This is a genomic window from Mycolicibacterium brumae (assembly GCF_025215495.1).
Taxonomy (GTDB): Bacteria; Actinomycetota; Actinomycetes; order Mycobacteriales; family Mycobacteriaceae; genus Mycobacterium; species Mycobacterium brumae.
In genome coordinates this window covers 3,249,541-3,270,371 of sequence record NZ_CP104302.1, presented here as the reverse complement: position 1 = coordinate 3,270,371, position 20,831 = coordinate 3,249,541, and the positions used below count along the sequence as shown (strand labels likewise).

The 20,831-nt window shown below is 68.9% G+C and carries 21 protein-coding genes; 8 read left to right on the top strand and 13 right to left on the bottom strand.

Annotated elements, in window-relative coordinates:
- Positions 1-33: 33 nt before the first annotated feature.
- From L2Z93_RS15860 to glmM, 4 genes are all read left to right on the top strand, one after another.
- Entirely contained in the window at positions 34-1,290 is a 1,257-nt protein-coding gene (locus tag L2Z93_RS15860; protein ID WP_090588874.1) for a haloacid dehalogenase-like hydrolase, read from the top strand.
- Between the two features lie 193 nt (positions 1,291-1,483).
- Entirely contained in the window at positions 1,484-1,927 is a 444-nt protein-coding gene (gene rplM / locus L2Z93_RS15855) for a 50S ribosomal protein L13 (protein ID WP_090588141.1), read from the top strand.
- Positions 1,924-2,391: a 30S ribosomal protein S9 gene (gene rpsI / locus L2Z93_RS15850; protein ID WP_370745847.1), complete on the top strand. Its 468-nt coding sequence runs from the start codon at positions 1,924-1,926 to the stop codon at positions 2,389-2,391. Before rplM ends, rpsI begins: the two co-directional genes overlap by 4 nt.
- A gap of 85 nt (positions 2,392-2,476) precedes the next feature.
- Positions 2,477-3,811 (top strand): phosphoglucosamine mutase, encoded by a 1,335-nt coding sequence (gene glmM / locus L2Z93_RS15845; protein ID WP_090588872.1) that lies wholly within the window; start codon positions 2,477-2,479, stop codon positions 3,809-3,811.
- Positions 3,812-3,876: 65 nt separating this feature from the next.
- On the opposite strand, the gene L2Z93_RS15840 is transcribed toward glmM, so the two are convergent.
- From L2Z93_RS15840 to L2Z93_RS15785, 12 genes are read right to left on the bottom strand one after another with little or no spacing between them, the layout of a single operon-like run.
- On the bottom strand, positions 3,877-4,569 hold the full coding sequence (locus L2Z93_RS15840) for a DUF3298 domain-containing protein (RefSeq protein ID WP_234786085.1): 693 nt from the start codon (positions 4,567-4,569) through the stop codon (positions 3,877-3,879).
- Positions 4,566-6,005 (bottom strand): carotenoid oxygenase family protein, encoded by a 1,440-nt coding sequence (locus tag L2Z93_RS15835; RefSeq protein ID WP_234786084.1) that lies wholly within the window; start codon positions 6,003-6,005, stop codon positions 4,566-4,568. Before L2Z93_RS15835 ends, L2Z93_RS15840 begins: the two co-directional genes overlap by 4 nt.
- Before the next feature lie 25 nt (positions 6,006-6,030).
- Positions 6,031-6,723: a hypothetical protein gene (locus tag L2Z93_RS15830; RefSeq protein ID WP_128111816.1), complete on the bottom strand. Its 693-nt coding sequence runs from the start codon at positions 6,721-6,723 to the stop codon at positions 6,031-6,033.
- A gap of 25 nt (positions 6,724-6,748) precedes the next feature.
- Positions 6,749-8,011, bottom strand: coding sequence for an MlaD family protein (locus L2Z93_RS15825; RefSeq protein WP_234786083.1), 1,263 nt, complete (start codon positions 8,009-8,011; stop codon positions 6,749-6,751).
- Positions 8,008-9,132, bottom strand: a complete 1,125-nt coding sequence (locus L2Z93_RS15820) for an MlaD family protein (protein ID WP_090588133.1) — start codon at positions 9,130-9,132, stop codon at positions 8,008-8,010. The genes L2Z93_RS15825 and L2Z93_RS15820 overlap by 4 nt, the downstream gene beginning before the upstream one ends.
- Positions 9,129-10,235 (bottom strand): MCE family protein, encoded by a 1,107-nt coding sequence (locus L2Z93_RS15815; protein ID WP_090588130.1) that lies wholly within the window; start codon positions 10,233-10,235, stop codon positions 9,129-9,131. Before L2Z93_RS15815 ends, L2Z93_RS15820 begins: the two co-directional genes overlap by 4 nt.
- Entirely contained in the window at positions 10,232-11,263 is a 1,032-nt protein-coding gene (locus L2Z93_RS15810) for an MCE family protein (protein WP_090588128.1), read from the bottom strand. Before L2Z93_RS15810 ends, L2Z93_RS15815 begins: the two co-directional genes overlap by 4 nt.
- Positions 11,254-12,294, bottom strand: a complete 1,041-nt coding sequence (locus tag L2Z93_RS15805; protein ID WP_260575448.1) for an MlaD family protein — start codon at positions 12,292-12,294, stop codon at positions 11,254-11,256. Before L2Z93_RS15805 ends, L2Z93_RS15810 begins: the two co-directional genes overlap by 10 nt.
- Positions 12,291-13,553: an MlaD family protein gene (locus L2Z93_RS15800; RefSeq protein ID WP_090588125.1), complete on the bottom strand. Its 1,263-nt coding sequence runs from the start codon at positions 13,551-13,553 to the stop codon at positions 12,291-12,293. The genes L2Z93_RS15805 and L2Z93_RS15800 overlap by 4 nt, the downstream gene beginning before the upstream one ends.
- Positions 13,550-14,404 carry an ABC transporter permease gene (locus L2Z93_RS15795; protein WP_090588122.1) on the bottom strand — a complete coding sequence of 285 codons (855 nt, stop codon included), beginning with the start codon at positions 14,402-14,404 and terminating at the stop codon, positions 13,550-13,552. The genes L2Z93_RS15800 and L2Z93_RS15795 overlap by 4 nt, the downstream gene beginning before the upstream one ends.
- 1 nt (position 14,405) lies before the next feature.
- Complete coding sequence (locus L2Z93_RS15790) at positions 14,406-15,260, bottom strand: MlaE family ABC transporter permease (RefSeq protein ID WP_090588118.1); 855 nt, start codon at positions 15,258-15,260, stop codon at positions 14,406-14,408.
- Positions 15,261-15,281: 21 nt separating this feature from the next.
- A complete protein-coding gene (locus tag L2Z93_RS15785; RefSeq protein ID WP_128111815.1) occupies positions 15,282-16,553 on the bottom strand; it encodes a cytochrome P450 in 1,272 nt (423 codons plus the stop codon).
- 143 nt (positions 16,554-16,696) lie between these two features.
- On the opposite strand from L2Z93_RS15785, the gene L2Z93_RS15780 reads away from it, so the two are divergent.
- Entirely contained in the window at positions 16,697-17,086 is a 390-nt protein-coding gene (locus tag L2Z93_RS15780) for a transketolase C-terminal domain-containing protein (protein ID WP_234786082.1), read from the top strand.
- Here the strand turns inward: L2Z93_RS15780 and L2Z93_RS15775 are convergent.
- The gene (locus L2Z93_RS15775; protein WP_090588111.1) at positions 16,995-17,822 is read right to left on the bottom strand and encodes a FadR/GntR family transcriptional regulator; all 828 of its coding nucleotides are present in this window, start codon (positions 17,820-17,822) and stop codon (positions 16,995-16,997) included. The two genes, L2Z93_RS15780 and L2Z93_RS15775, sit on opposite strands and share 92 nt — an antisense overlap.
- A gap of 113 nt (positions 17,823-17,935) precedes the next feature.
- On the opposite strand from L2Z93_RS15775, the gene L2Z93_RS15770 reads away from it, so the two are divergent.
- From L2Z93_RS15770 to L2Z93_RS15760, 3 genes are read left to right on the top strand one after another with little or no spacing between them, the layout of a single operon-like run.
- Complete coding sequence (locus tag L2Z93_RS15770) at positions 17,936-18,715, top strand: SDR family NAD(P)-dependent oxidoreductase (protein WP_234786081.1); 780 nt, start codon at positions 17,936-17,938, stop codon at positions 18,713-18,715.
- 26 nt (positions 18,716-18,741) lie between these two features.
- Positions 18,742-20,148, top strand: coding sequence for an aromatic ring-hydroxylating oxygenase subunit alpha (locus tag L2Z93_RS15765; protein WP_202971870.1), 1,407 nt, complete (start codon positions 18,742-18,744; stop codon positions 20,146-20,148).
- Positions 20,149-20,156: 8 nt separating this feature from the next.
- Entirely contained in the window at positions 20,157-20,768 is a 612-nt protein-coding gene (locus L2Z93_RS15760; protein ID WP_234786080.1) for a TetR/AcrR family transcriptional regulator, read from the top strand.
- Positions 20,769-20,831: the final 63 nt, after the last annotated feature.

Here is a 20,831-nt window from a genome sequence, read left to right as displayed (position 1 = left end):
CCACCCCACCCGAAACGGAGAATCACCGTGTCGATGCGCCGTCTGCTGCTCGTCCCCGCCGTCACCGCGCTGCTGGCCGCTGCCGGCTGCGGCAGCCCAGCCGAGGAAGCGTCGGAGACGACGGCCGCCGCGGACACCGGTTGCCGCACGCTGGCCGAGGACCCCGGCTGGTACGGCGACAACCGCGATCGCCTGGACGCCATGCTGGCCGAACTCGGCAGCTGCGACGCCCCCGATGGCGGCCCCGCGCCGCTGGCGTTGTTCGACTGGGACAACACCGTCGTAAAGAACGACATCGGCGACGCCACCTTCTTCTGGATGCTGCGCAACGGCAAGTTCCGCGCGCCCGCCGACGGCGACTGGACCACCACCAGCGCCTTCCTCACCCCGGCGGCCGCCGCGGCGCTGGGCAAGGCCTGCGCGGCGGCGAAGCCGGGCGCCCCGATGCCCACCGACACCGACACCGCGTGCGCCGACGAGATCCTGTCGGTCTACGCCGAGGGCGAAACCCGGGCCGAGGAGCCCGCCTTCGCCGGTTTCAACGCCCGACGGATCGAACCGGCCTACGCGTGGGCGGCGCAGCTGCAGGCCGGCTGGACCGAAGCGGAGCTGACCGAGTTCGTCGAAGCGGCCAAGGCGGAGAACCTGGCCGCCGCCGAGGGCGCCGAGCAGCGGGTGGGCAGCGAGGACGTGACCGGCTGGGTGCGCTACTACCCGCAGATGCGGGATCTGATCGAAACCCTGCAGGCCAACGGGTTCGACGTGCGGATCATCTCCGCCTCCGCCGAGCCGGTGGTCCGGGTCTGGGCCGCCGAGCTGGGCCTGCCCGCGGAGAAGGTGATGGGGGTGCGCACCGAGCGGGACGGGGACGTGTTGACCTCGCGGCTGGCCCAATGCGGCGGCGAGATCGCCATCCCGTACATCGAGGGCAAGCGTTGCCGGGTCAACGAGGAGGTGTTCGGGGTCAGCGGGGCCGCGGCGTTCGAGCAGCAACCCGAGCCCAACCGGCCCGCGTTCGGCGCCGGCGACTCCGACACCGACGTCACGTTCCTGACCGACGCCACCGCGCTGCGGCTGGTGATCAACCGGAACAAGACCGAGATCATGTGCTCGGCGTATGACAACGCCGACGGGAACTGGCTGGTCAACCCGATGTTCATCGAGCCGAAGGAGCAGGCCGAGCCGTACGAGTGCGCCACCGAGGGCTACATCGAGCCCGACGGCGGCGAGGGCCCGCTGCGCCGACCTGACGGCAGCGTGGTCGGCGAGCAGGTCGACGGCGTGTACTGACCGGAGGCTGTTTTGACCAGCGGGGATGCCCGCCGGTAAAGTGCCTCGTTGGCATGCGTCCGCCTCCGGCGGCACGGATCCCGGGTCAACGTCGGTCGCCGGGAATCCAGGTGGCTGCCAACTGACCGTCCCCCGGCTCACCCCGGGATCCACCAGCCTCGGGGCAACCCGGGGATAACCGAGAGGTAGCGCTGTGTCTACGTACACGCCGAAGGCGGGTGACACCACGCGAGCGTGGTACGTCATCGACGCCACCGACGTGCGGCTCGGCCAGCTCGCTGTCGCCGCGGCAAATCTGCTGCGCGGCAAGGGCAAGCCGACCTTCACGCCGAACACCGACGAGGGCGACTTCGTCATCGTCATCAACGCCGAGAAGATCTCCCTGTCCGGCAACAAGCTCACCGACAAGTTCGCCTACAGCCACTCCGGTTACCCGGGCGGTCTGCGCAAGCGCACCATCGGCGAACTGCTGGACAAGCACCCGACCCGCGTCGTCGAGAACGCGATCGTCGGGATGCTGCCGCACAACAAGCTGAGCCGCCAGGTTCAGAAGAAGCTGAAGGTCTACGCGGGCCCCAACCACCCGCACGCCGCCCAGCAGCCCCAGACCTATGAGATCAAGCAGGTGGCCCAGTGACCGAAATCGAAACCGTCGAGGTCGTCGAGACCCCCGAGGCCGTCGAGGTGACCGCCACCCGTGAGCCGGTCTACCTGGACCGTCCGATCCAGACCGTCGGCCGCCGCAAGGAAGCCGTCGTCCGGGTTCGCCTGGTGCCCGGCACCGGCAAGTTCAACCTGGACGGCCGCACCCTGGAGAACTACTTCCCGAACAAGGTGCACCAGCAGCTGATCAAGGCCCCGCTGGTGACCGTGGACCGGGTGGACGCGTTCGACATCTACGCCCACCTCGATGGTGGCGGCCCGTCCGGGCAGGCCGGCGCGCTGCGCCTGGCGATCGCCCGCGCGCTGATCCTGGTGTCGCCCGAGGACCGTCCCGCGCTGAAGAAGGCCGGCTTCCTGACCCGCGACCCGCGCGCCACCGAGCGTAAGAAGTACGGCCTCAAGAAGGCCCGCAAGGCTCCTCAGTACAGCAAGCGCTGATCGGCCTTTGGCACCACGGGCGGGCGCGCCGCACTTCCGGCGCGCCCGCCCGCGGTGTATCCGCAACTTCACGAAAGGGGTGGCCGTGTCCCGGCTGTTCGGCACCGACGGTGTGCGAGGCGTCGCCAACCGCGATCTGACCGCAGAGTTGGCGCTCGGCCTGAGTTCGGCTGCCGCCCGCCGGCTGTGCCGCCCCGGGAACCGTCGCCGCACCGCAGTGGTGGGCCGCGATCCGCGGGCCAGCGGCGAAATGTTGGAGGCGGCGGTCATCGCCGGACTGACCAGCGAAGGCGTCGACGTGCTGCGGGCCGGTGTGCTGCCCACCCCGGCCGTCGCCTACCTGACCGGCGCCTACGACGCCGACTTCGGCGTGATGATCTCCGCCTCGCACAATCCGATGCCCGACAACGGGATCAAATTCTTCGGCCACGGCGGCCACAAACTCGACGACGACACCGAGGACCGGATCGCCGAGCTGCTGGCCTCAGGGCCGGGGGAGCGCCCGGTCGGCGCGGCGATCGGCCGGGTCACCGAGGCGGTCGACGCCCTGGACCGCTACCTCACCCACGTCGGCGCCGCCGCCACCTCGCCACTGAACGGCCTGACCGTGGTGGTCGACTGCGCCAACGGCGCCGCGTCGCGGGCCGCGCCGGCCGCCTACCGGGCCGCGGGCGCCTCGGTGATCGCCATCAACGCCCGCCCCGACGGCCTCAATATCAATGACCGCTGCGGTTCCACACACCTGGACGTGCTGGCCGCCGCGGTCACCGAGCACGGCGCCGACCTGGGCTTGGCGCACGACGGCGACGCCGACCGCTGCCTGGCGGTGGACGCCGACGGCCGGGTCGTCGACGGCGACGCCATCATGGTGGTGCTGGCGCTGGCCATGTCGGCCGCGGGCCAGCTGGCGGCGAACACCTTGGTCGCGACCGTGATGAGCAACCTCGGTCTGCACCTGGCGATGCGCGCCGCCGGCATCGAGGTCCGCACCACCGCGGTCGGGGACCGCTACGTGCTCGAAGAGCTGCGCGGCGGTGATTTCAGCCTGGGCGGTGAGCAGTCCGGCCACATCGTGCTGCCATCGTTCGGCACCACCGGCGACGGTGTCGTCACCGGGCTGGCATTGATGTCGCAAATGGCCGCCACCGGCCGGTCGCTGGCCGAGCTGGCCTCGGCGATGCGCACGCTGCCGCAGGTGCTGATCAACGTGGCGGTCGCCGACAAGGCAGGCGTCGCGGCGGCCCCGGAGGTGCAGGCCGCCGTCCGCGCCGCCGAGGACGAGCTCGGCGATTCGGGGCGAATCCTGTTGCGCCCGTCGGGAACCGAGCAGTTGGTGCGGGTCATGGTGGAAGCCGCCGACTCCGACACCGCGCAGCGGCTGGCCGGTTTCGTGGCGGACTCGGTCGGCCGGCAGAGCTGAAATTGCCGGGCCCGCTGCGAAAAACCTCCGTTCCTCCGGTTTTCCTTGCGACCCGGCATTGCTGACTAGATGATCGCCTGGAACTCCGGGGCGATCAGGTCCCGCACCCGCTCCCACGGCACGGTGATCCAGGACTGACCGCGGCCGAATTGCCAATCGGCGAAATGCAATTCAATGCCCCCGTCGGTGGGGATCCAGTACCGGTAGTTGGCGTCCACCGGCGCGATCTCACTGCCGAACTGCCACACCCCGGTCCGCGACGGCGGGGCGTAGGTCTGCGGCAGGATCTCCCGGGTCGCCTCCGACAACCGGTTGAGCCCCTCCTGCTTGTTGACGAACAGATTGTCCCAGGAGATCAGGATGCCGCTGCGGGTGTCGAACACCCGGGTGCCGACGGTGTGGAACGGCATGTTCGGCAGGTCGGTGTCATAGAGCCCGGTGAACAGCGCCGAGACGGTCACCGGCCGGAACCCCAGCACCCCGTCGATGTCGAGGGTCCAGTCGGTGGTCTTGGACGCGCTGGCGTCGTAGGTGGACACCTGCCCGCGCGCCTCGGCGTCGATCACCTCGTTGATCCGGTCGATGATCGGGCCGGATCCGGCCAGCCGCTGATACCGAACCACCCAGTGCCCCAACCCATCCGGTCCGACACCGGAGATCTCGTGCCCGACCGCCGACAGCGGCGGATCGGCTGCCGCGGCGGGCGCGGCCGCGAGCGTGACAGCCACCGCCGCCAGCGCCGCCAGCGCCCGCCTCACCGCGGCGGCCTCGCCACGCGCGGGGTGTAGCAGCCGTGGAACGTCAACGGCAGGTGATGGCTCAGCCGGCCGGTGTACACCGGCCCGGCCTCGATATCGCGGGCGTCGACGATGGTCAGGTTGGCGATGTTGTTCACCGCGTCGAGCACCGGCATCAACAGCCAGCCGTCGTCCTCGGACTGCGCGTCCGGACGGGCGGCGAACACCGCCTCGTGCGGCAGGTGCCCGTCGGGCATCCGCAGCAGCGTCTCCTTGCCGGTGTCGGCGTCGATCTTGGCCAGCGCGTTCGGGACGACGCTGCCGTCCAGACCGGCCGACAGGTAGGTGTAGCGGTTACGGGTGGCCATCCGCTTGACGTTGATGGCCGGGAACTCGCCGTTGAGGCCGGAGAACTCCTCCACCGAGATGCGACCGCCGCGGCCGATCCGCATCCGGGTCGGGATCCCGCCGTAGGGCATCGTCCCGGTGTCGGCGAGCGAGTCGATCGCCGACAGCTGCCCGTTGAGCTGCTCCCAGGTGGCGTGGTAGTTCAGCAGTTCGACGACGGTGTCGTCGCCGTCCTCGTAGGCGTTGCACATGTGCAGGTGCAGTTGCGGATCGGTGTGCAGGATGCGGGGTTTGCCGCCGTCTCGGGGCACCAGCGCGATCATGGTGCCCCGCGACGCGTCGTACTCCAATGCGTCCATGTAGTTGCGCAACCCGAACGCCGCGCCGAAGAACTTCGGCAGCGGGAACACCAGCGGCGGCACCACGAACACCATGTGCTTCTTGGTCAGCCCGACGTCGTGGTTGAACATCGGGCCGGGCAGGTTCACATGCGCGAGCCGGCGCATCTTCCCGGCCCGGTCCACCCGGTAGCAGATCAGCCGCGGCACCGGCGCCATCGCCATCCCGAAGTTGAAGAGCTCCCCGGTGTCCCAGTCCCACTTGGGATGCGCGGAGAACGCGCCCAGCCATTTCAGCTCGCCGTCGAAGTCGTGCTCGCCCTTGGTGCGCAGCGTGTCCGGGTCCAGTTCGGTGGGCCGACCGCCCTCCCACAGCGCCAGCAGCTTCCCGGCGTGCATCACCACCGCGGTGTTGGCCACATTCGCCGGGAATCGCAGCGCGTTGGCCAGCACCCCGCCGGCGCGCATGGTGCCCAGCGCCCGGAACGGCGCCGCGTCGGAGACGATGGATTTCTGATAGTGCTTGGTCTGGATGAACCGGTTGCGGAAGTGCGTCTTCCCGTCGGCCATGGTGAACATCGACAGCATCCCGTCGCCGTCGAACAGGTGCCCCAGCGGGGTTCCGCCGGCCTCCATCTTCCCGGGCCCGTTGCGGTACAGCGTGCCGCGCAGGTCCTCGGGGAGTTCGCCCTCGACATCGTCGATGGTGTAGTTGTACTCGTCGTACAGCGGTGTGTAGGTCTTGATCTTGGGCTCGGCGACGTCGGTCACGGCGGGTTCCAATCTGGTGGGTGGGCTAGGTGGCCTTGCGCACCCGGAGGGTGCAGGACAGGCCGGGCAGGTGCGGATCGAACTCCAGCGGCATCGGCCCGCCGGCGTGGAACACCTTCTCGCAGGACGCTTTACACCCCATCAGGCACGAGTTCTCCTGCGCGGAGCCGGTTCCGGCGACGGTGTGCATGGCGCATTCGGGGATCTCGTAGAGCAGAGTGCCGTCGGGCTCTTCGCCCGCCGCGTGGATCGGGCCGACCAGGAACGTCGCGAACGCCACCCCGGCGTCCATCACCGGGGAGTAGATGGCGTCCGGCACCAGCTTCACCGAACCGAACATCGGCATCATCACCCGCAGCCACCGGTTCAACCGGGCGGCGACGGCGTCGGAGATCAGCTCGGTGGTGGCCTCCAGGCCGAGCTCGGCGCGCAGGCCGGTGGCGGTGAACTCCAGTTCCCGAACGAACTGGCCGTAGTGGCGTTCCCAGGCCTTGCTGGGGGATTCCCACCGCCGGTGGCGCTGCCGGGTGCCGATCACCTGCGCCCAGCCGGCGTCGACGGCGTCGCGGTCGGGCGCCAGCAGCCGCAGCATCGGCAGGAACATCGACTCTGGCAGGTCGCCGACCCGCTTCATCATGGACCGGATCAACCACTCGTCGCGCAGCATGGTCAGCGGCCCCATCCGGGCGACGCCGCTGCCGATCGACACTGTTGCCATGCGCTGTCCTCTTCTCCTCGTGGCCCTACCAGGCCGTTCCCTGGCGGATGGGCTGGGACTCCGGGGGGAGCACCGGTCCGCCATAGGGGATGTCGATGGTGTGTTCGGTTCTCGGCGTCGGGTCCGCGCGGCGCAGCGTGTCCAGCCCCTCGGGCGGGTTCGCGGTGTCGTCACCGGCCGGGCGCGGCGCGTTGCGGGCCCCGCGGACCAGCAGCGAGGGGTCGTCGTTCTGGCAGTAGGTGTAGAGGAACGGTTCCGGGTAGCTCGGAATGAACGGCACGTCGCGCGGGTGCGGGTAGTGGCACACGTAGCGGGGGTAGATGTCGGCGATGGCCCAGATCGCGCCGTCATGCATCAGCGAGGCGATGCCGTCGAGCATCGGCTGGCGCTCGTCGTTGAACAATTGGTCCAGCGCCGGCACCCGCACGTAGGACAGTTGGGCGACGGTGGTCAGGTTGCCGAGCAGTTCCACCATGGTCGGTGAGTTCTCCTCGATGACCCGGTCCACGCTGGCCAGCACATCCGGGGTCTGGGTGAGCATCCGGCGGATGCCGGCATCACGCGCGCCGACCCCGCGCAGCGTTCCGGACAGGTTCGCCGACATCGCCTGCATCCCCGACGACGAATCGGAGAAGACGCGGAACACCGTGCGGCTGCCGCGCATCAGCGTCATGGTCTCCGGCAGCACCCCGTCCAGCGCGGACAGCAGCACCTGCGCGCCGCCGAGCAGATCCCGCAGTTTCTGCGGGCCCGACGCGCTGACGCCGAGTTCGTCCAGCACACCCTGGATCCGCGCGGGTTGCGCCTGAGCGAGCACCCCGTCGATATTGGTCAGCAGCTGCCACAGCGGCACCGGCGTCACGGTGTGCTCCCGGTCGATCACCGCCCCGTCGCGCAGGTACGGGCCGGCGGTCCCGGTCGGCTCGAAGTTGACGTACTGCTCACCGGCAGGGGACAGCGCGGACACCCGAACCGCTGTGCCCTGGAACGGGATTCGGTGGTCGGCGTCGAGCACCGCGGTCGCGACGACCTGGTCTCCGGACAGGTCCACCGAGGACACCCGGCCGATCGGGACGCCGCGCAGGGTGACGTCCTGGCCGGCCAGCAGGCCGCCGGAGTCGGCGAGTTCGATCTGCACGGCGATCTGGCTGCGCAGCGGGTTCACCCCGAGCGTGCCGAACATCAGATAGCCGACGCCGGCCACCACCAGCAGCAGCTGGCCGACCACCGACAGGATCAGCCGGTGGGAGACGGCGGCGCGGACCGCCCGCAGCAGCAGCGCGCTCACCGGGGCGGCCCCCAGATCTGGTCGTCGTCGGGCCGGTCGTCCCACACCCGGTCGCCGAGTTGGGTGAGCACCTGCCGGATGGAGCCCACCAGGGCGTCCCAGTTGTGCCACTTCGGGCCGGTGAAACCCGGATCGGCGAAGTGGTTCATGTCCTCGATGTGGCCGAGCGCCAGCTGCTGCAGGTCGACGTCGGCGGCCGGGGCGTTGGTGGAGAACAGTTTGATGCCGACCGGGATGAAGCGCAGCAGGTTGTCCAGGGTGACCCGCGGATCCAGCGAGGTCTCGTTGAACGCCGCGGACAGCGTGTTCAGGTCCGCGATGAGGCTGCGGGTGTCGGTCCCCTGGATGGACGGGAATTTCTTGAGTTGTTCGGTGACCGAACCCATTTCGTTGATCAGCGTCACGATGGCGGTGGTGTTGTCGGCGATGGTCGCCAGCGCGGGACTCGACGCGTCCAACACGCCGTTGATGGTGTCGCGCCGACTGTCCAGCACGTCGGCGAGCTGCTTGGTCGCGGTGAGCATGGTGTGGATCTCCTCGGAGCGACCGGCCATGGTGGACACCAGGGCGCGGGACTCCCGGATCAGCTCCGTCAGCCCGGCGCCGTCCTTGCCGACCGCCGAGCCGACCCCGTTGAGCACCCGGGTCAGGTTGCGCACCACGCCGCCGTTGACCAACAGCGACGCCGAGGCGAGCACCTGCTCCACGGTGGCCGCGGCGGCGGTCGCGTCCAGCGCGATGGTGTCGCCGTCGGCCATCACCGGCCCGGCCGGACCGGCGTCGGCGGGCGGGCGCAGCGCCACGAAGACGTCGCCGAGCGGGGTTGCCGAACGCAATTCGGCGGTGGTGCCCTTCGGCAGCCGCACGTCGTTGATGATCCGCATCGACACCACCGCGGTGTAGTCGACGGCCTTCATCGCCACCACTTCGCCGACATCGGCGCCGTCGACACGAACCTTCGCGCGGTCCGGCAGGTTCAGCGCGTTGGAGAACTCGGCGCTGATCTGGTAGCTGGGCCCGCTCAGCCCGGGCGCGGGCAGCGGCAATTGCTCGACCCCGGCCGAGCAGCCGGTCAGCGTCACGGCGGCGGTGACGGCGATTCCCAGGATGCGGTGTCTCATTTGCCCGGCAACCTCGTCATCGCCTCCAGCATCGAGGTGACACCGAAATCGGGGCCCAGGTCCTTGATCGACCCGGTGCGGCAACCCAATTGGCGCAGACCCATGATGTTGCAGACCTCCTTGGTCATGGAGCTGTCGAAGAACACCGAGTCGAAATGCGCCCCGACGCGCAGCATTCCGTTCTGGGTGTCCATGGCGCCGGAGACGTTGTCGATGGCCAGCGGCGCCACGTCGAACACCTCGGAGAGTTCCCGGCGGTAGTCCGACAGTGATTTGGTCAGCCGGTTGGCGCTGCCCAGGGTGCTGGTGAGGTTCTCGCCGCCGGAGTCGAGCAGTTCATTGACCTGGGTGAGCACCTCGTTGAGTTTGCGGCCGGTGTCGCCACCACCGACGTTCTGCTCGGCCAGGATGTCGCTGACGGTCCGCACGTAGGTCCCGAATTCGCGCACCTGCGCGTCGTTTTGGGCGGCGGCGTCGGTGAGCGCGGCGAGTTGGGTGACGATCGCGGTGATGTTCTCCCGGGTCGCCGCGCCGCCGTCGGCCCCGGTCCGCAGCGCCTCCGAGAGCTGGGTCAGCGCGGTCTTGATGTGTTTGCCGTTGCCGGTGGTGATATTCGAGGTGGCGGTGAGCACATTGTCCAGCGGACCGCCGCCGTGGCCGTCGCCGCCCATCGCCACACCGAGCTTCTCCACCATCGCCAGCACCCGGTCGAATTCGATGGGGGTGCGGGTGGATTCCGGGCCGAGCACCGCGCCGTTGTCCAGTTTCGGCCCGCCGGCATACGGCGGGGTGAGTTCGACGTGCCGGTCGGTGAGGATGGAGGTGCCCACCGTGACGGCCTGGACGTCGGCCGGCAGGTCGTGGCCGGGGTCGATCTCCAACTCCACGTCGACGTGGTCGCCGGCCGGGGTGATCGAGCCGACCGTGCCGACCGGCATGCCCAGGATCGCCACCGAGTTCCCGCTGTAGAGGCCGATGACATTGTCGAACTGCGCGGTGATCACCATCTTCTTGGGCTCGTCGGGGCGCATCAGCACCGCGCCGCCGATCAACACCGCCACCGTGGCGAGCAGCGCGGCCAACCCGATCGTGCCCCGCCTCATTGGCAGTCCTTGAAGTACTGGTAGCGCTCGGGCCAGTGGTACTGCTCGGCGCGGCTCGCGATGGCGCACATCCAGGAGTCCACCATCAGCCCGCCGGGCAGCATGAAGTCCAGGAACGGGCCGGATCCGGTGGCGTTGGCGGCGTTGCGCATCGCCACCGGCATGATCTGAAACAGGTTGTGCAGCAGGTCTTCGTGGTCGCCCATCATGGCGGTGACCACCTTGAGGTCGGCGAGCATCTTGTCGATGTGCGCGCGGTCGGTGTTCATCACCTCGCCGGCGACGCTGACCAGGGTGGTCGCCGCGTTCAGCAGCCGCTCGACGCTGGCGCGGCGGTTGACCAGCTCGGCGGTCAGCGCCCGGCCCTGGGTGATCAGCGCGCTCAGATCCTCGCGTTGATCGCCGAGGATGTTCGAGACGCGGGCGGTGTTGCGCAGCAGATCGGCGATCTGGGAGCGACGGGTGGAGATCACCTCCGACAGCGCCGAGATGTTGTTCAGCGCGTCCGGCAACACCGACGGCACCCCGGCCAACTGGACCGACACGGTGTCCAGCGATTCGGCAAAGCGCTGGGCGTCGACCGCCTCGAAGGTTGTGGTGGAGTCTTCCAGCACCTTCTGTAGGTCATAGGGCACCGAGGTGTTGTGCAACCCGATCCTGTTGTCGGGCAGGGGATTGTCGCCGCGCGGGCGCAGTTCGATGTAGCGCGAGCCCAGCACCGTGGTCAGTTTGATCGAGGCCTGCGTCCCGTCGCCGAGGCGCACCTTCGGGTCGAGTTTCATGGTGACCAGCACCCGGTCGCCGGCCAGGTCGGTGGCCGACACCGCGCCGATGGGCACCCCGGCCACGCTGACCTGGTCGCCGGGCCGGATGCTGGCGGCCTGCGGGAACTCGGCGGTGTAGCTGGTCTTGCCGAGGTGCAGCGCCGACAGCGCGGTGGTGGCCAGAATCAGCGCGCCGAGGGTGGCCAGCGCGATGGCGCCCAGCCAGGCCTGGCTGAGATCCTCCAGCGGGCGTTTCACCTGCATTTCGCCGTGTACTTCCGTTTCCCGCCGTGGGTGGCGGCGTCGACGATGGTGGGGATGATCGGTTTGAGGAAATTGAAGATGGTGAAGTTGAAGTCGCACGGCATGGCGCTCATCGCGGTGGAGTCTCCGGTGATCCGCGCGACGCCCTTGAGCACGGCGGGCAGGTTCGCGCCGACTTCTGCCCACTTGTCCTGGTTGTCCACCATCACCGAGAGCATCCCGGGCTGGCGGCCGAGCATGTCCTGCAGATCGGGCTGAACGGCCGAGGTGATGCCGGCCAGCCGGGCCATCACGGTGGTGATGGAGCCGGTGGAGGCGACGAGTTCGTCGCGGCGGGCGTTGAGGCCGGCGACCACCACCCGCAGCTGCGTCAGCGTGCCGGAGAGTTCGTCGCCGGAGTCCGCTAGGTTCTCGGTGACCCGGTTGAGGCTGTCGATCAGGTCGCCGAGCACCTGGTCGGGGCCGGCCATGGTTTGCGCCAGCCGTGAGGTTTCGCTGATCAGCACCACCACCGAATCTGAATCCCCTTGCAGCGCATTGATCAACGCGTTGGACAGGTTGCCGCGGTTGTCGGCGTCGAGCATGGTGAACATCGGCTCGAAGCCGTTGAGCAGCACCGTCACGTCGAAGGATCCCTCGGTGCGCTCCAACGGGATCTCGGCGCCGTCGGCCAGGGTCTGGGTGTCACCGGCGTCACCCTTGGTCAGCCCGATGTAGCGCTGCCCGATGATGTTCTGGTAGACCACAGCGGCTTTGGTGTCGGCGTAGACCGGCTGCTCGGCCTGCACCCGGAACCTGACCCGGGCGATGTCGCCGTCGAGTTCGACGTCGTCGACCCGGCCGACCCGCACGCCGGCCATCCGGACGTCGGAGCCCGCCCGCAGTCCGGTGACGTCGGTGAACACCGCGCTGTAGGTGTGCGTGGGTCCTTCCACGTCCCGCCGCAGCGTGACGTAGATCATCCAGGTCAGCATGAAGCAGACGACGACAAAGAAGCTGATCCACACCAGGTTTCGGCTGTGCGTGGTCACGGCGTGCCTCCGGCGGGTTCCTCGGCGGGCAGCGGCGCCACGCCGACGGCGCCCAGCAGCAGGTCATCGGAGGCGGTGGTCTCCTCGGTGAGCACGGTCCCGGGCGGCGGCACGTAGCTGCGCGGATCGGGCAGGCCGCCGCGCGGGTCCAGGCCCACCGGGAACTCCGGGGCGGTATGACAACTCGGGCCCTGCAGCTGGCCGTAGCGCGGACAGTCCGCGCGGGTGTAGATCCGCAGCGGAGCCAGCGACACCACCAGTTTGAAGGTGAACGTCACCTTCTGGCCGGTGCGGGTCCACAACTGGTCGAAGAAGGTGTTGACCACGTTGTTGATGCCGACGCCGATCGCCGGGAACTTGTTCGCGCGCTGGGCCAGCACGCCGACGACGGGGCTGAGGTGGGTGGTGATGTCGACCAGGGTGTCGGTGTGGTTGTCCATCGCCGTTCCCATGGTGGCGACGGTGTGGTTGGCCCCGGTGAGCAGATTCGTCAGCGCCGCTTGCTGTTCGGCGACGGTGCGCATCGGGGTGATCGCTCCGTCGAGGACGTCCAGCAGGTCCGGCGCGGTGCTGCGCAGCGCGTCGATGGCCGCGGTCCAGGTGGCGATCGCGGGCGGCCCGGACTCGTCGACGCGCAGTTGGTTCATCTCCTCGACGATGCGGCCCAGGCCTTGGGCCGCCGAGGTCAGCTGCGGTCCCTTGCCGGCGGTGGCGTCGGAGATGGTCTGCATCAGGCCGATCGTGCGGTCGTTGCCGGGGCGGGCGGCCGCGCCGACCAGCTCCCGCAGCCGGGCCAGCGTGGTCTGGAACAGTTGCGTCGGCAGCGACTGGTCCTGGGTGATGACGTCGCCGGTCCGGATGGCCGGGCCGCCGAGTCCGTTGTCCACCAACTGCACGGTGGACACCGCGAACGCGTTGCCGGGCACCACCCGCGCGGTCACCGTCGCCGGGATCTGGCTGGCGTACTGCGGTTTCAGATCGATGGCGACGGTGTTGCCCTCGCCGGTCAGAGCGGGGTCGACGGAGCGCACCATGCCGACCAGCACGCCGCGGAACTTCACATCGGATTTGGTGGGCAGGCCGTCGCCGACAGTGAACATCGAGGCGACGATCTGCACCCGCGGATCCAGGGCCCCAACGGATTTCGCGTACATCAACGCCCCACCGAGGCCGATCACCACCAGGAACGCGACGAAGCTGACCAGCAGCGTGCGCTCTGATGGGCCGCGGCCGTCGAGTTCGAACGGGTTGCCACTCATCCGCCGAGCCTCCCGCCGGCGTCGATGCCCCAGAACGCCATCGTCAGCATCATGTTGACGACGACCATGACCGTGATGCTGGCGCGCATCGCCCGGCCCGCGGCCACCCCGACCCCGCGCGGACCACCGCTGGCGTAGTAGCCGTAGTAGCACTGCAGGGTGGACATCACCGCGACGAACACGCACACCTTGATCACCGCGTAGACCATGTCCGTGCCGGACAGCATCAGCAGGAAGTAATGCAGGTAGGTGCCCGATCCCTGGCCGCTGGCCAGGAACACCACCGCCTGGCAGACCAGGAAGTTGAGCACCAGGCACACCACGAACAGCGGCACCACGGCGACGGCCGAGGCCAGCACCCGGGTGGTGACCAGGTAGGGGATCGGGCGGATGGCGACGGCTTCCAGGGCGTCGATCTCCTCGGAGATCCGCATGGCGCCGAGTTGGGCGGTGAACCGGCAGCCAGCCTGGATCGCGAACGCCAGCGCCGCCATCATCGGGGCGAGTTCGCGGACGGTGGCCAGCGCGGTGATCAACCCGGTCGCCGGGCCCAGGCCCAACAGGTTCAGCGCGTTGTAACCCTCGATGGCGACCACGGCGCCGGCGGCGATGCCGACCACCAGCACCACCCCCGCGGTGCCGCCACCGACCACGATGGAGCCGTTGCCCCAGGTGACGTCGGAGGACAGCCGCAGGAACTCGCGCCGGTAGCGTTTGGCCACCATCGGGATGCCGGCCAGCATCCGGAAGAAGAACGCGACCATGTGCCCGATCCGCGCGGCGTGGAAGCGGGTGGATCGGGCGGCGACGGCCAGCGGCCGCAGGCCGGGGGGCAGGTAGATGGCGGCCATGTCAGAAACTCGTCTTGGGGAACAGCACGATGTACATCTGGCTGATCAGGGTGTTGGCCAGCAATAGCAACAGAATCGACTGCACCACAGCGGCGTTGACGGAGTTGGCCACCCCGGCCGGGCCGCCGTTGGCGTGCATGCCCTTGTAGCAGGACACGATCGCGACGATCACGCCGAACACGAACGCCTTGAACAGCGTCAGCGCCAGATCCTCCACGGTGGCGAAGGAGGAGAACGTCGAGGTGTAGGAGCCGGGGGTGCCGCCCTGCAGGATGACGGTGAACGCGTACCCGGCCAGAAACCCGATGAAGCAGGTGAAGCCGGTCAGCGCGATGGCCACCACCACGCTGGCGGCGAGCCGGGGGACCACCAGCCGCCGGATCGCCGAGACGCCCATCACCTCCATCGCGTCGATCTCCTCGCGGATGGTGCGGGACCCCAGATCCGCGCTGGTCGCCGACCCGACGGCGGCGGCCATCAGGATGGCGGCCACCAGCGGCGCGCCCTGTTTGATGACGGCCAGCCCGTTGGCGGCGCCGGCGAGCGCGGTGGCGCCGAGCTGTCCGGCGAGCAGGCTGAATTGGATCGCCAGCGTCACGCTGATCGGCACCGCGACGAACAGTGTCGGGACCACCGCGGTGCGGGCCATGAAAACGGCCTGGTCGATGAACTCGCGGAACGGGAAACGCATCCGGAGGGCGTCGAGCACCAGGAACTGGCAGGCGCGCACGGCGAGCACACACTGACCGCCGACGGTGCGCAGCGCCGTCACCGGGTGCCGGTCGAGGTATCCCTTGGACCACCGGGCGATGACCTCGCGGGGTGGTTCGGCGTTGGGTGATTGTTCGAGCGTCATATCGTCTGGGCTGTAGACGGTTTAGGCGCTCGCCTCGAAGATCAGCGACAGCCGTTTCAGGCCGCGCAGCATGAAGCTGGCGTCGTAGGTGAAGTCGTTGTCCGGTCCGAGTTGGATCGAGTCGAAGCGGGTGACGATGTCCTCCAACGCGATTCGGGCCTGCAGTCGGGCCAGGGCGGCGCCCAGACAGGCGTGGATGCCCTGGCTGAAGGCCAGGTGTGAGCGGGCGTTGGCCCGGTACGGGTCGAACTCCTCGCCGTCGTCGAACGTCGCCTCGTCGCGGTTGGCGGCGCCGAAGTTCAGGATGACCATCTGGCCGGCCGGGATGGTCTTGCCGCCCAGCTCGGTTTCGGCTTTGGTGATCCGGAACATGGCCTGCACCGGAGTGAGGAAGCGCAGCGATTCCTCCACCAGGTTCGCCGACCGCCCGGCCGGGTCTTCCTTGAACCACTGCCACCAGTGCGGGTGCAGCGCGAGTTGGTGCAGGGTCCCGGTCATCAGTTTGCGGGAGGTCTCGTTGCCGGCGATCAGGATCTGCTGCAGGATGCTCAGCGCCGCGCCGGTGGTCAGCGGCTCATCGCCGTCGACGCCAGCGGCCTGCACCAGACCGGTGATCAGATCGTCCTGCGGGTTGTTGCGCCGGTCCTCCAGCTGGGCGGCGAAGTACTGCTCGAACTGCAGCAGGTTGCGGGCCTGCTCGAGCGCGCCTTCCTCATCGATCACCGCGCCGATGGTCAGCGCGAACTGATCCGACCAGCGCCGGAAGTCGCCGATGCGGTCCTCGGGCACGTTGAGGGTGTGGGCGATGACCCGCAGCGGTAGCGGCGCCGCCAGCGCCTCGATGATCTCCACCGGTTCGCCGACCGGCAGCGCGCCGATCAGCTCGTCGGCGATCTGTCGGATGGCCGGCTCCCGCTGGGCCACGAACCGCGGGGTGAAGGCCCGCGACACCATCCGTCGGTAGTAGTGGTGATCGGGCGGGTCGCAGGTCAGCAGGGTGGGGATCAAATCCCAGCCCTGGGCGGTGATCTCGGCGACCTGGTCGGCGACGGCGGCGGGCGGTGGCATCTGGGGCAGGCCGAACGCCGAGGAGAACACCTCGTGGTTCTGCAGCGCCTGGCTCACCAGTTCCTTGGAGGTGACGACCCACATGCCCAGACCGGCCACGAAGTGCACCGGGTCCTCGCGCCGTAGCGCCTGGTACCAGGGGTAGGGGCACTGCATGGTCTGCGGGTCCATCGGGTTGAAGGACTCCACCGGGCATGCGGCGGCTGAGCTGATGGTGTCGGTCAAAACGGGCTCCCGATCTCTGGGCTGTGACGCCGGATGCGTTTGACTAATTAGTCGCCCAATATATTAGTGAGCTAGCTCATATGCAAGCCTTGGGGATCTTGACATCAAAAATAGAGGTTCAGAAGTCCGCATCGGAGGTGTCCGTGAGTTCGATCGACCTGGCCAAACGACACTTCAACCTGTTCAGCGACCCGTGGCTGGACTTCAACGTGGCGCCGCTGGACGTCGAAACCATCGCGGCGTCGGTGCGCGCGACCGGCCACCTGCTCGTCGTCGATCCGGCGAACCGGACCGCCGGCGCGGCGGCCGAGATCTGCGCGGCGATCGCCGAACGGGCGCCCGCCGGGCTGCGGGCGCCGATCCGACGGCACACCGCCCCGGATGTGCACGCGCCGTTCTCGCCGACCATGGAGAAACCGCTGTACCCCGACAAGGAGTCGATCATCGCCGAGATCTGGGCGACAATTCGTCCAGCACGCGCACCGCGCGGGGATCGGACAGCCGCAGCGTGGCGAGCTCCTCGTCGGCGGTGAAGTACTGCCGCTGATGGTTGAGGTAGCCGGCCATCGCCGCGGCCGCGGCTTCCGGGTCACCCTCGCGCACCGCCTCAAGGATGCGCATCCGATCGGATTGGAACTTCACGGTCTGGTCCTGCCAATACCGGATCCCTCTGCTGCGCAGCGCCTTCAACTGCATCTGCATGATCAGTGAGATCAGCACGGTCTCGATGGCGGAGGTCAGCTCGTTGCGCCCGGCGCGGGACAGCGCGATCTGAAACCCGGCCACCGCGCCGATCAGGGCGCTGTGATCGGCGAGCCCGGACACGTCGTCGAGCGCGCGGTAGGCGTCCTCCAGCGCGGCCAGGTCCGACTCGTCGGCGGCCAGCGCGGCGGCGCGCGCGGACTGCAGGCCCAGCGCGGTGCGCACGTCGAGGGCTTCGAGCAGCCCGACGTCCTTCATCTGCAGGAGGATCCGCAGCGCGGTGGCCATCAGGAAGTCGCTGTCACCGCGGACGTAGGCGCCGCTGCCGTGCCGGACCTCGATCAACCCCATGGCGGCGAGGGCGCGGACGGCCTCCCGGATGGTCGGCTGGCTGACCCCGTAATGCGCCGCAAGGTCGCGTTCGCTGGGCAGCCGCGCGCCCTGGGCCACCTGGCCGGAGACGATGTCGGACCGCAGAGCGTCGATCGCCCCGTCGACGGCCTTCTTCGCCCGCGGCGCATTCGACAGCGGCGCGGCCGGTTCACGCCGTGCGATGTCGCACTCCACGGTCTGGCCAACACATCAGGTCGCCAGGGTAGCGGGGACAGCCAGCATCCTTCACAGCTTGACTAATTAGCTCGCTAATATAATAGTGAGATGAATCATAAATAGCTGCCCGGATGGGCCGGAAGGGTGAGGTGGAGATGCCGACAGCCGTGGTGACCGGCGCCGGGCGGGGGATCGGACGGGCCGTCGCGGCACGACTGGCCGCCGACGGCGCGGAGGTGGTGGCCGTCGACGCCGACGCGGCCTCGGTGACCGAGGTCGCCGAACGGATCGGCGGCCGAGCGGTGGTCTGCGACATCGCCGACGAGGACGCCGTCGCGGCCCTGGCCGGCTCCATCGACCGCCTCGACGTGCTGGTCAACAACGCCGGCATCTGGCGCTCGGCGACCCTCGATGACAGCAGCCGGGACGACGTGGACGCGGTGCTGCGGGTCAACGTGGTCGGAACCTGGCAGCTCACCCGCGCGCTGGCCGGCCGCTTCGGCCCCGACGGCGGCGCGATCGTCAACCTCACGTCGGTGCTCGCCGAGGTCGGCGGCGCCGGCCGCGGCGTCTATCCGGCGTCCAAGGCGGCCGTCGTCGCGCTCACCAAGCAGATGGCCGTCGAATACGCGCCCCGGCGGATCCGGGCGAACGCGGTGGGGCCGGGCCTGGTCGTCACCGAGGGCACCGCGGGCGAGTTCGCCGATCCGGGTCTGCAGCAGGCGATCGGCTCGGCGATGCCGCTGGGCCGGCTCGGCACACCCGAGGACATCGCCGGCGCGGTGGCCTTCCTGGCAGGCCCGGACGCCGCCTACGTCACCGGCCAGGCGCTCTACGTCGACGGCGGGTGGGGTGTGAACGGGTCGGCGTTCATCGCCAACGCGGTCCTCGGCTACATCCAGTCGCTTTAAGAACAACGGTTGAACAGGAGGATTGCGTGACCGATATCAAGGACAGCCCCGCCCCCGGTGAAGCCCGGTCCATCGGCCCGACCGTGCAGAGTCTGCTGGCCGCCGACACCCGGGAGGTGCCGCTGCCGCTGCTGGAGGAGAGCTACGAGTACCTCGGCTGCGAGGACATCCCGAAGGACCGGTACCTGAGCAGGGAGTTCCACGACCTCGAGGTGGAGCACGTCTGGAAGAAGGTCTGGCAGTTGGCCTGCCGGGAGGAGGACATTCCCGAGGTCGGCGACTACCTGGTCTACGACATCGCCGACATGTCGCTGATCGTGGTGCGAGCCGACGACGGCATCCACGCGTTTCACAACGCCTGTCTGCATCGCGGCACCCGGATCTGCGACGACGCCGGCCGGGTCAAGTCGCTGCGCTGCCCGTTTCACGGCATCAGCTGGAACCTGCGCGGTGACCTCTCCGACGTGCCGTGCCGCTGGGACTTCCCGCACATCGTCGACGAGGAATGGGCGCTGCCGCAGGCCCGGGTCGGGACCTGGGCGGGCTACGTCTTCGTCAACCCGGATCCGGAGGCCAGCCCGCTGGAGGACTACCTGGGGGGCGTCGACAAGCATTTCGCCCCCTACGACCTGGCCGGTCGGTTCAAGGCGATCCACGTCGCCAAGGTCATCGACTGCAACTGGAAGGTCGCGCTGGAGGCCTTCATCGAGTCGTACCACGTCATCGCCACCCATCCGCAGCTGCTGGAGTACCTCGGGGACTCCAACACCCAGTACGACATCTACCGCGGGGCCGACGGCAGCCCCGGCTTCAACCGGATGATCACCCCGCAGGCCACCAGCAGCCCGCACCTGGAACCGCTGGAGCCCCAGGATGTGCTGGACGCCATGTTCCGGGACTTCTTCCCCGAGGGAGTGGGCGCTTTCGAGGTGCCCGACGGTCAGTCGGCGCGGCCCATCGTGGCCGCGGCGATGCGGGCGAACCTCGAGCAGCGCACCGGCGCGGACCTGTCGAAGACCTCCGATTCGGAGATGCTGGACGCCATCCAGTACTTCGTTTTCCCGAACATGGTGCCGTGGGCGGGGGCCGGGGCGCCGCTGACCTACCGGTTCCGACCCTACGGAAACAACCCTGATCGTTGTATCTTCGACATCATGCTGATGGTTCCGATGCCCGCGGGTGTCCCGAAGCCCAAGACCGGGCCGGTGCACTGGCTTGGGCAGGACGAGGACTACAGCGCCGCCCCGGAGCTCGGCGGGCTGGCCGCGGTGTTCAACCAGGACCTGTCGAACCTGCCGCGGATCCAACGCGGACTCAAGGCGATGACCAAACCCGGCGTCACCCTGGCCAATTACCAGGAGATCCGGATCCGCCAGTTCCACCAGGACCTGGAACGCCTCGTCTACGGAACCGAAGCCGGGCCCACACCGTGAAGTCGGGAGTGCGTTCGGGTCCCGGCCGGCCGGCCGGCGTCGACAGCCTGGAGACACGGCAGCGCGTCATCGACGCCGCGTGCAAGTGCTTCGCGAACTACGGCTACGGGCCCGCGACCAACAACCTGATCGCCGAGATGGCCGGTGTCACGGCGGGGTCGGTGTACTACCACTTCGGCACCAAACGCAATCTGTTCGAGGCGGTCTGCGACGACGTCTACGGCAAGATCCTAGAGCGCACCACCGCGCTGATGGCCGGGGCGGAATCCGTGTCCGGCCTGCTGCGCAAGGTGCTGGCCGAGTCCAACCGGATCAACCACGAATCGCCGGAGCTGGCCGGATTCGTCGCCACCGCGCCGGTGGACGCCCGTCGACACAGCGAACTGACCGAGGCGTTCGCCCACCAGGCCGAGCGGATGCGCACCACCCTGGTCGGATCGGTCATCGCCGGCCAGCAGGCCGGGCGCATCCCGGCCGGTCTGAACCCCGGCGAGGTGGCCGGGATGATCGGCACGATCGTCGACGGGTTCGCCCATGCCGCGGCGGCCACCGACGCGGCCACCCTGGACCGCATCACCGCGGTCTTCGACACCTTGATGCTCAGCTCCGACGAGAACTGAGCGCGTATCCCATCGCGATCCCGCCTAGGCCGGGATCGCCTCGCAGTCATCGCATCCTCAGCC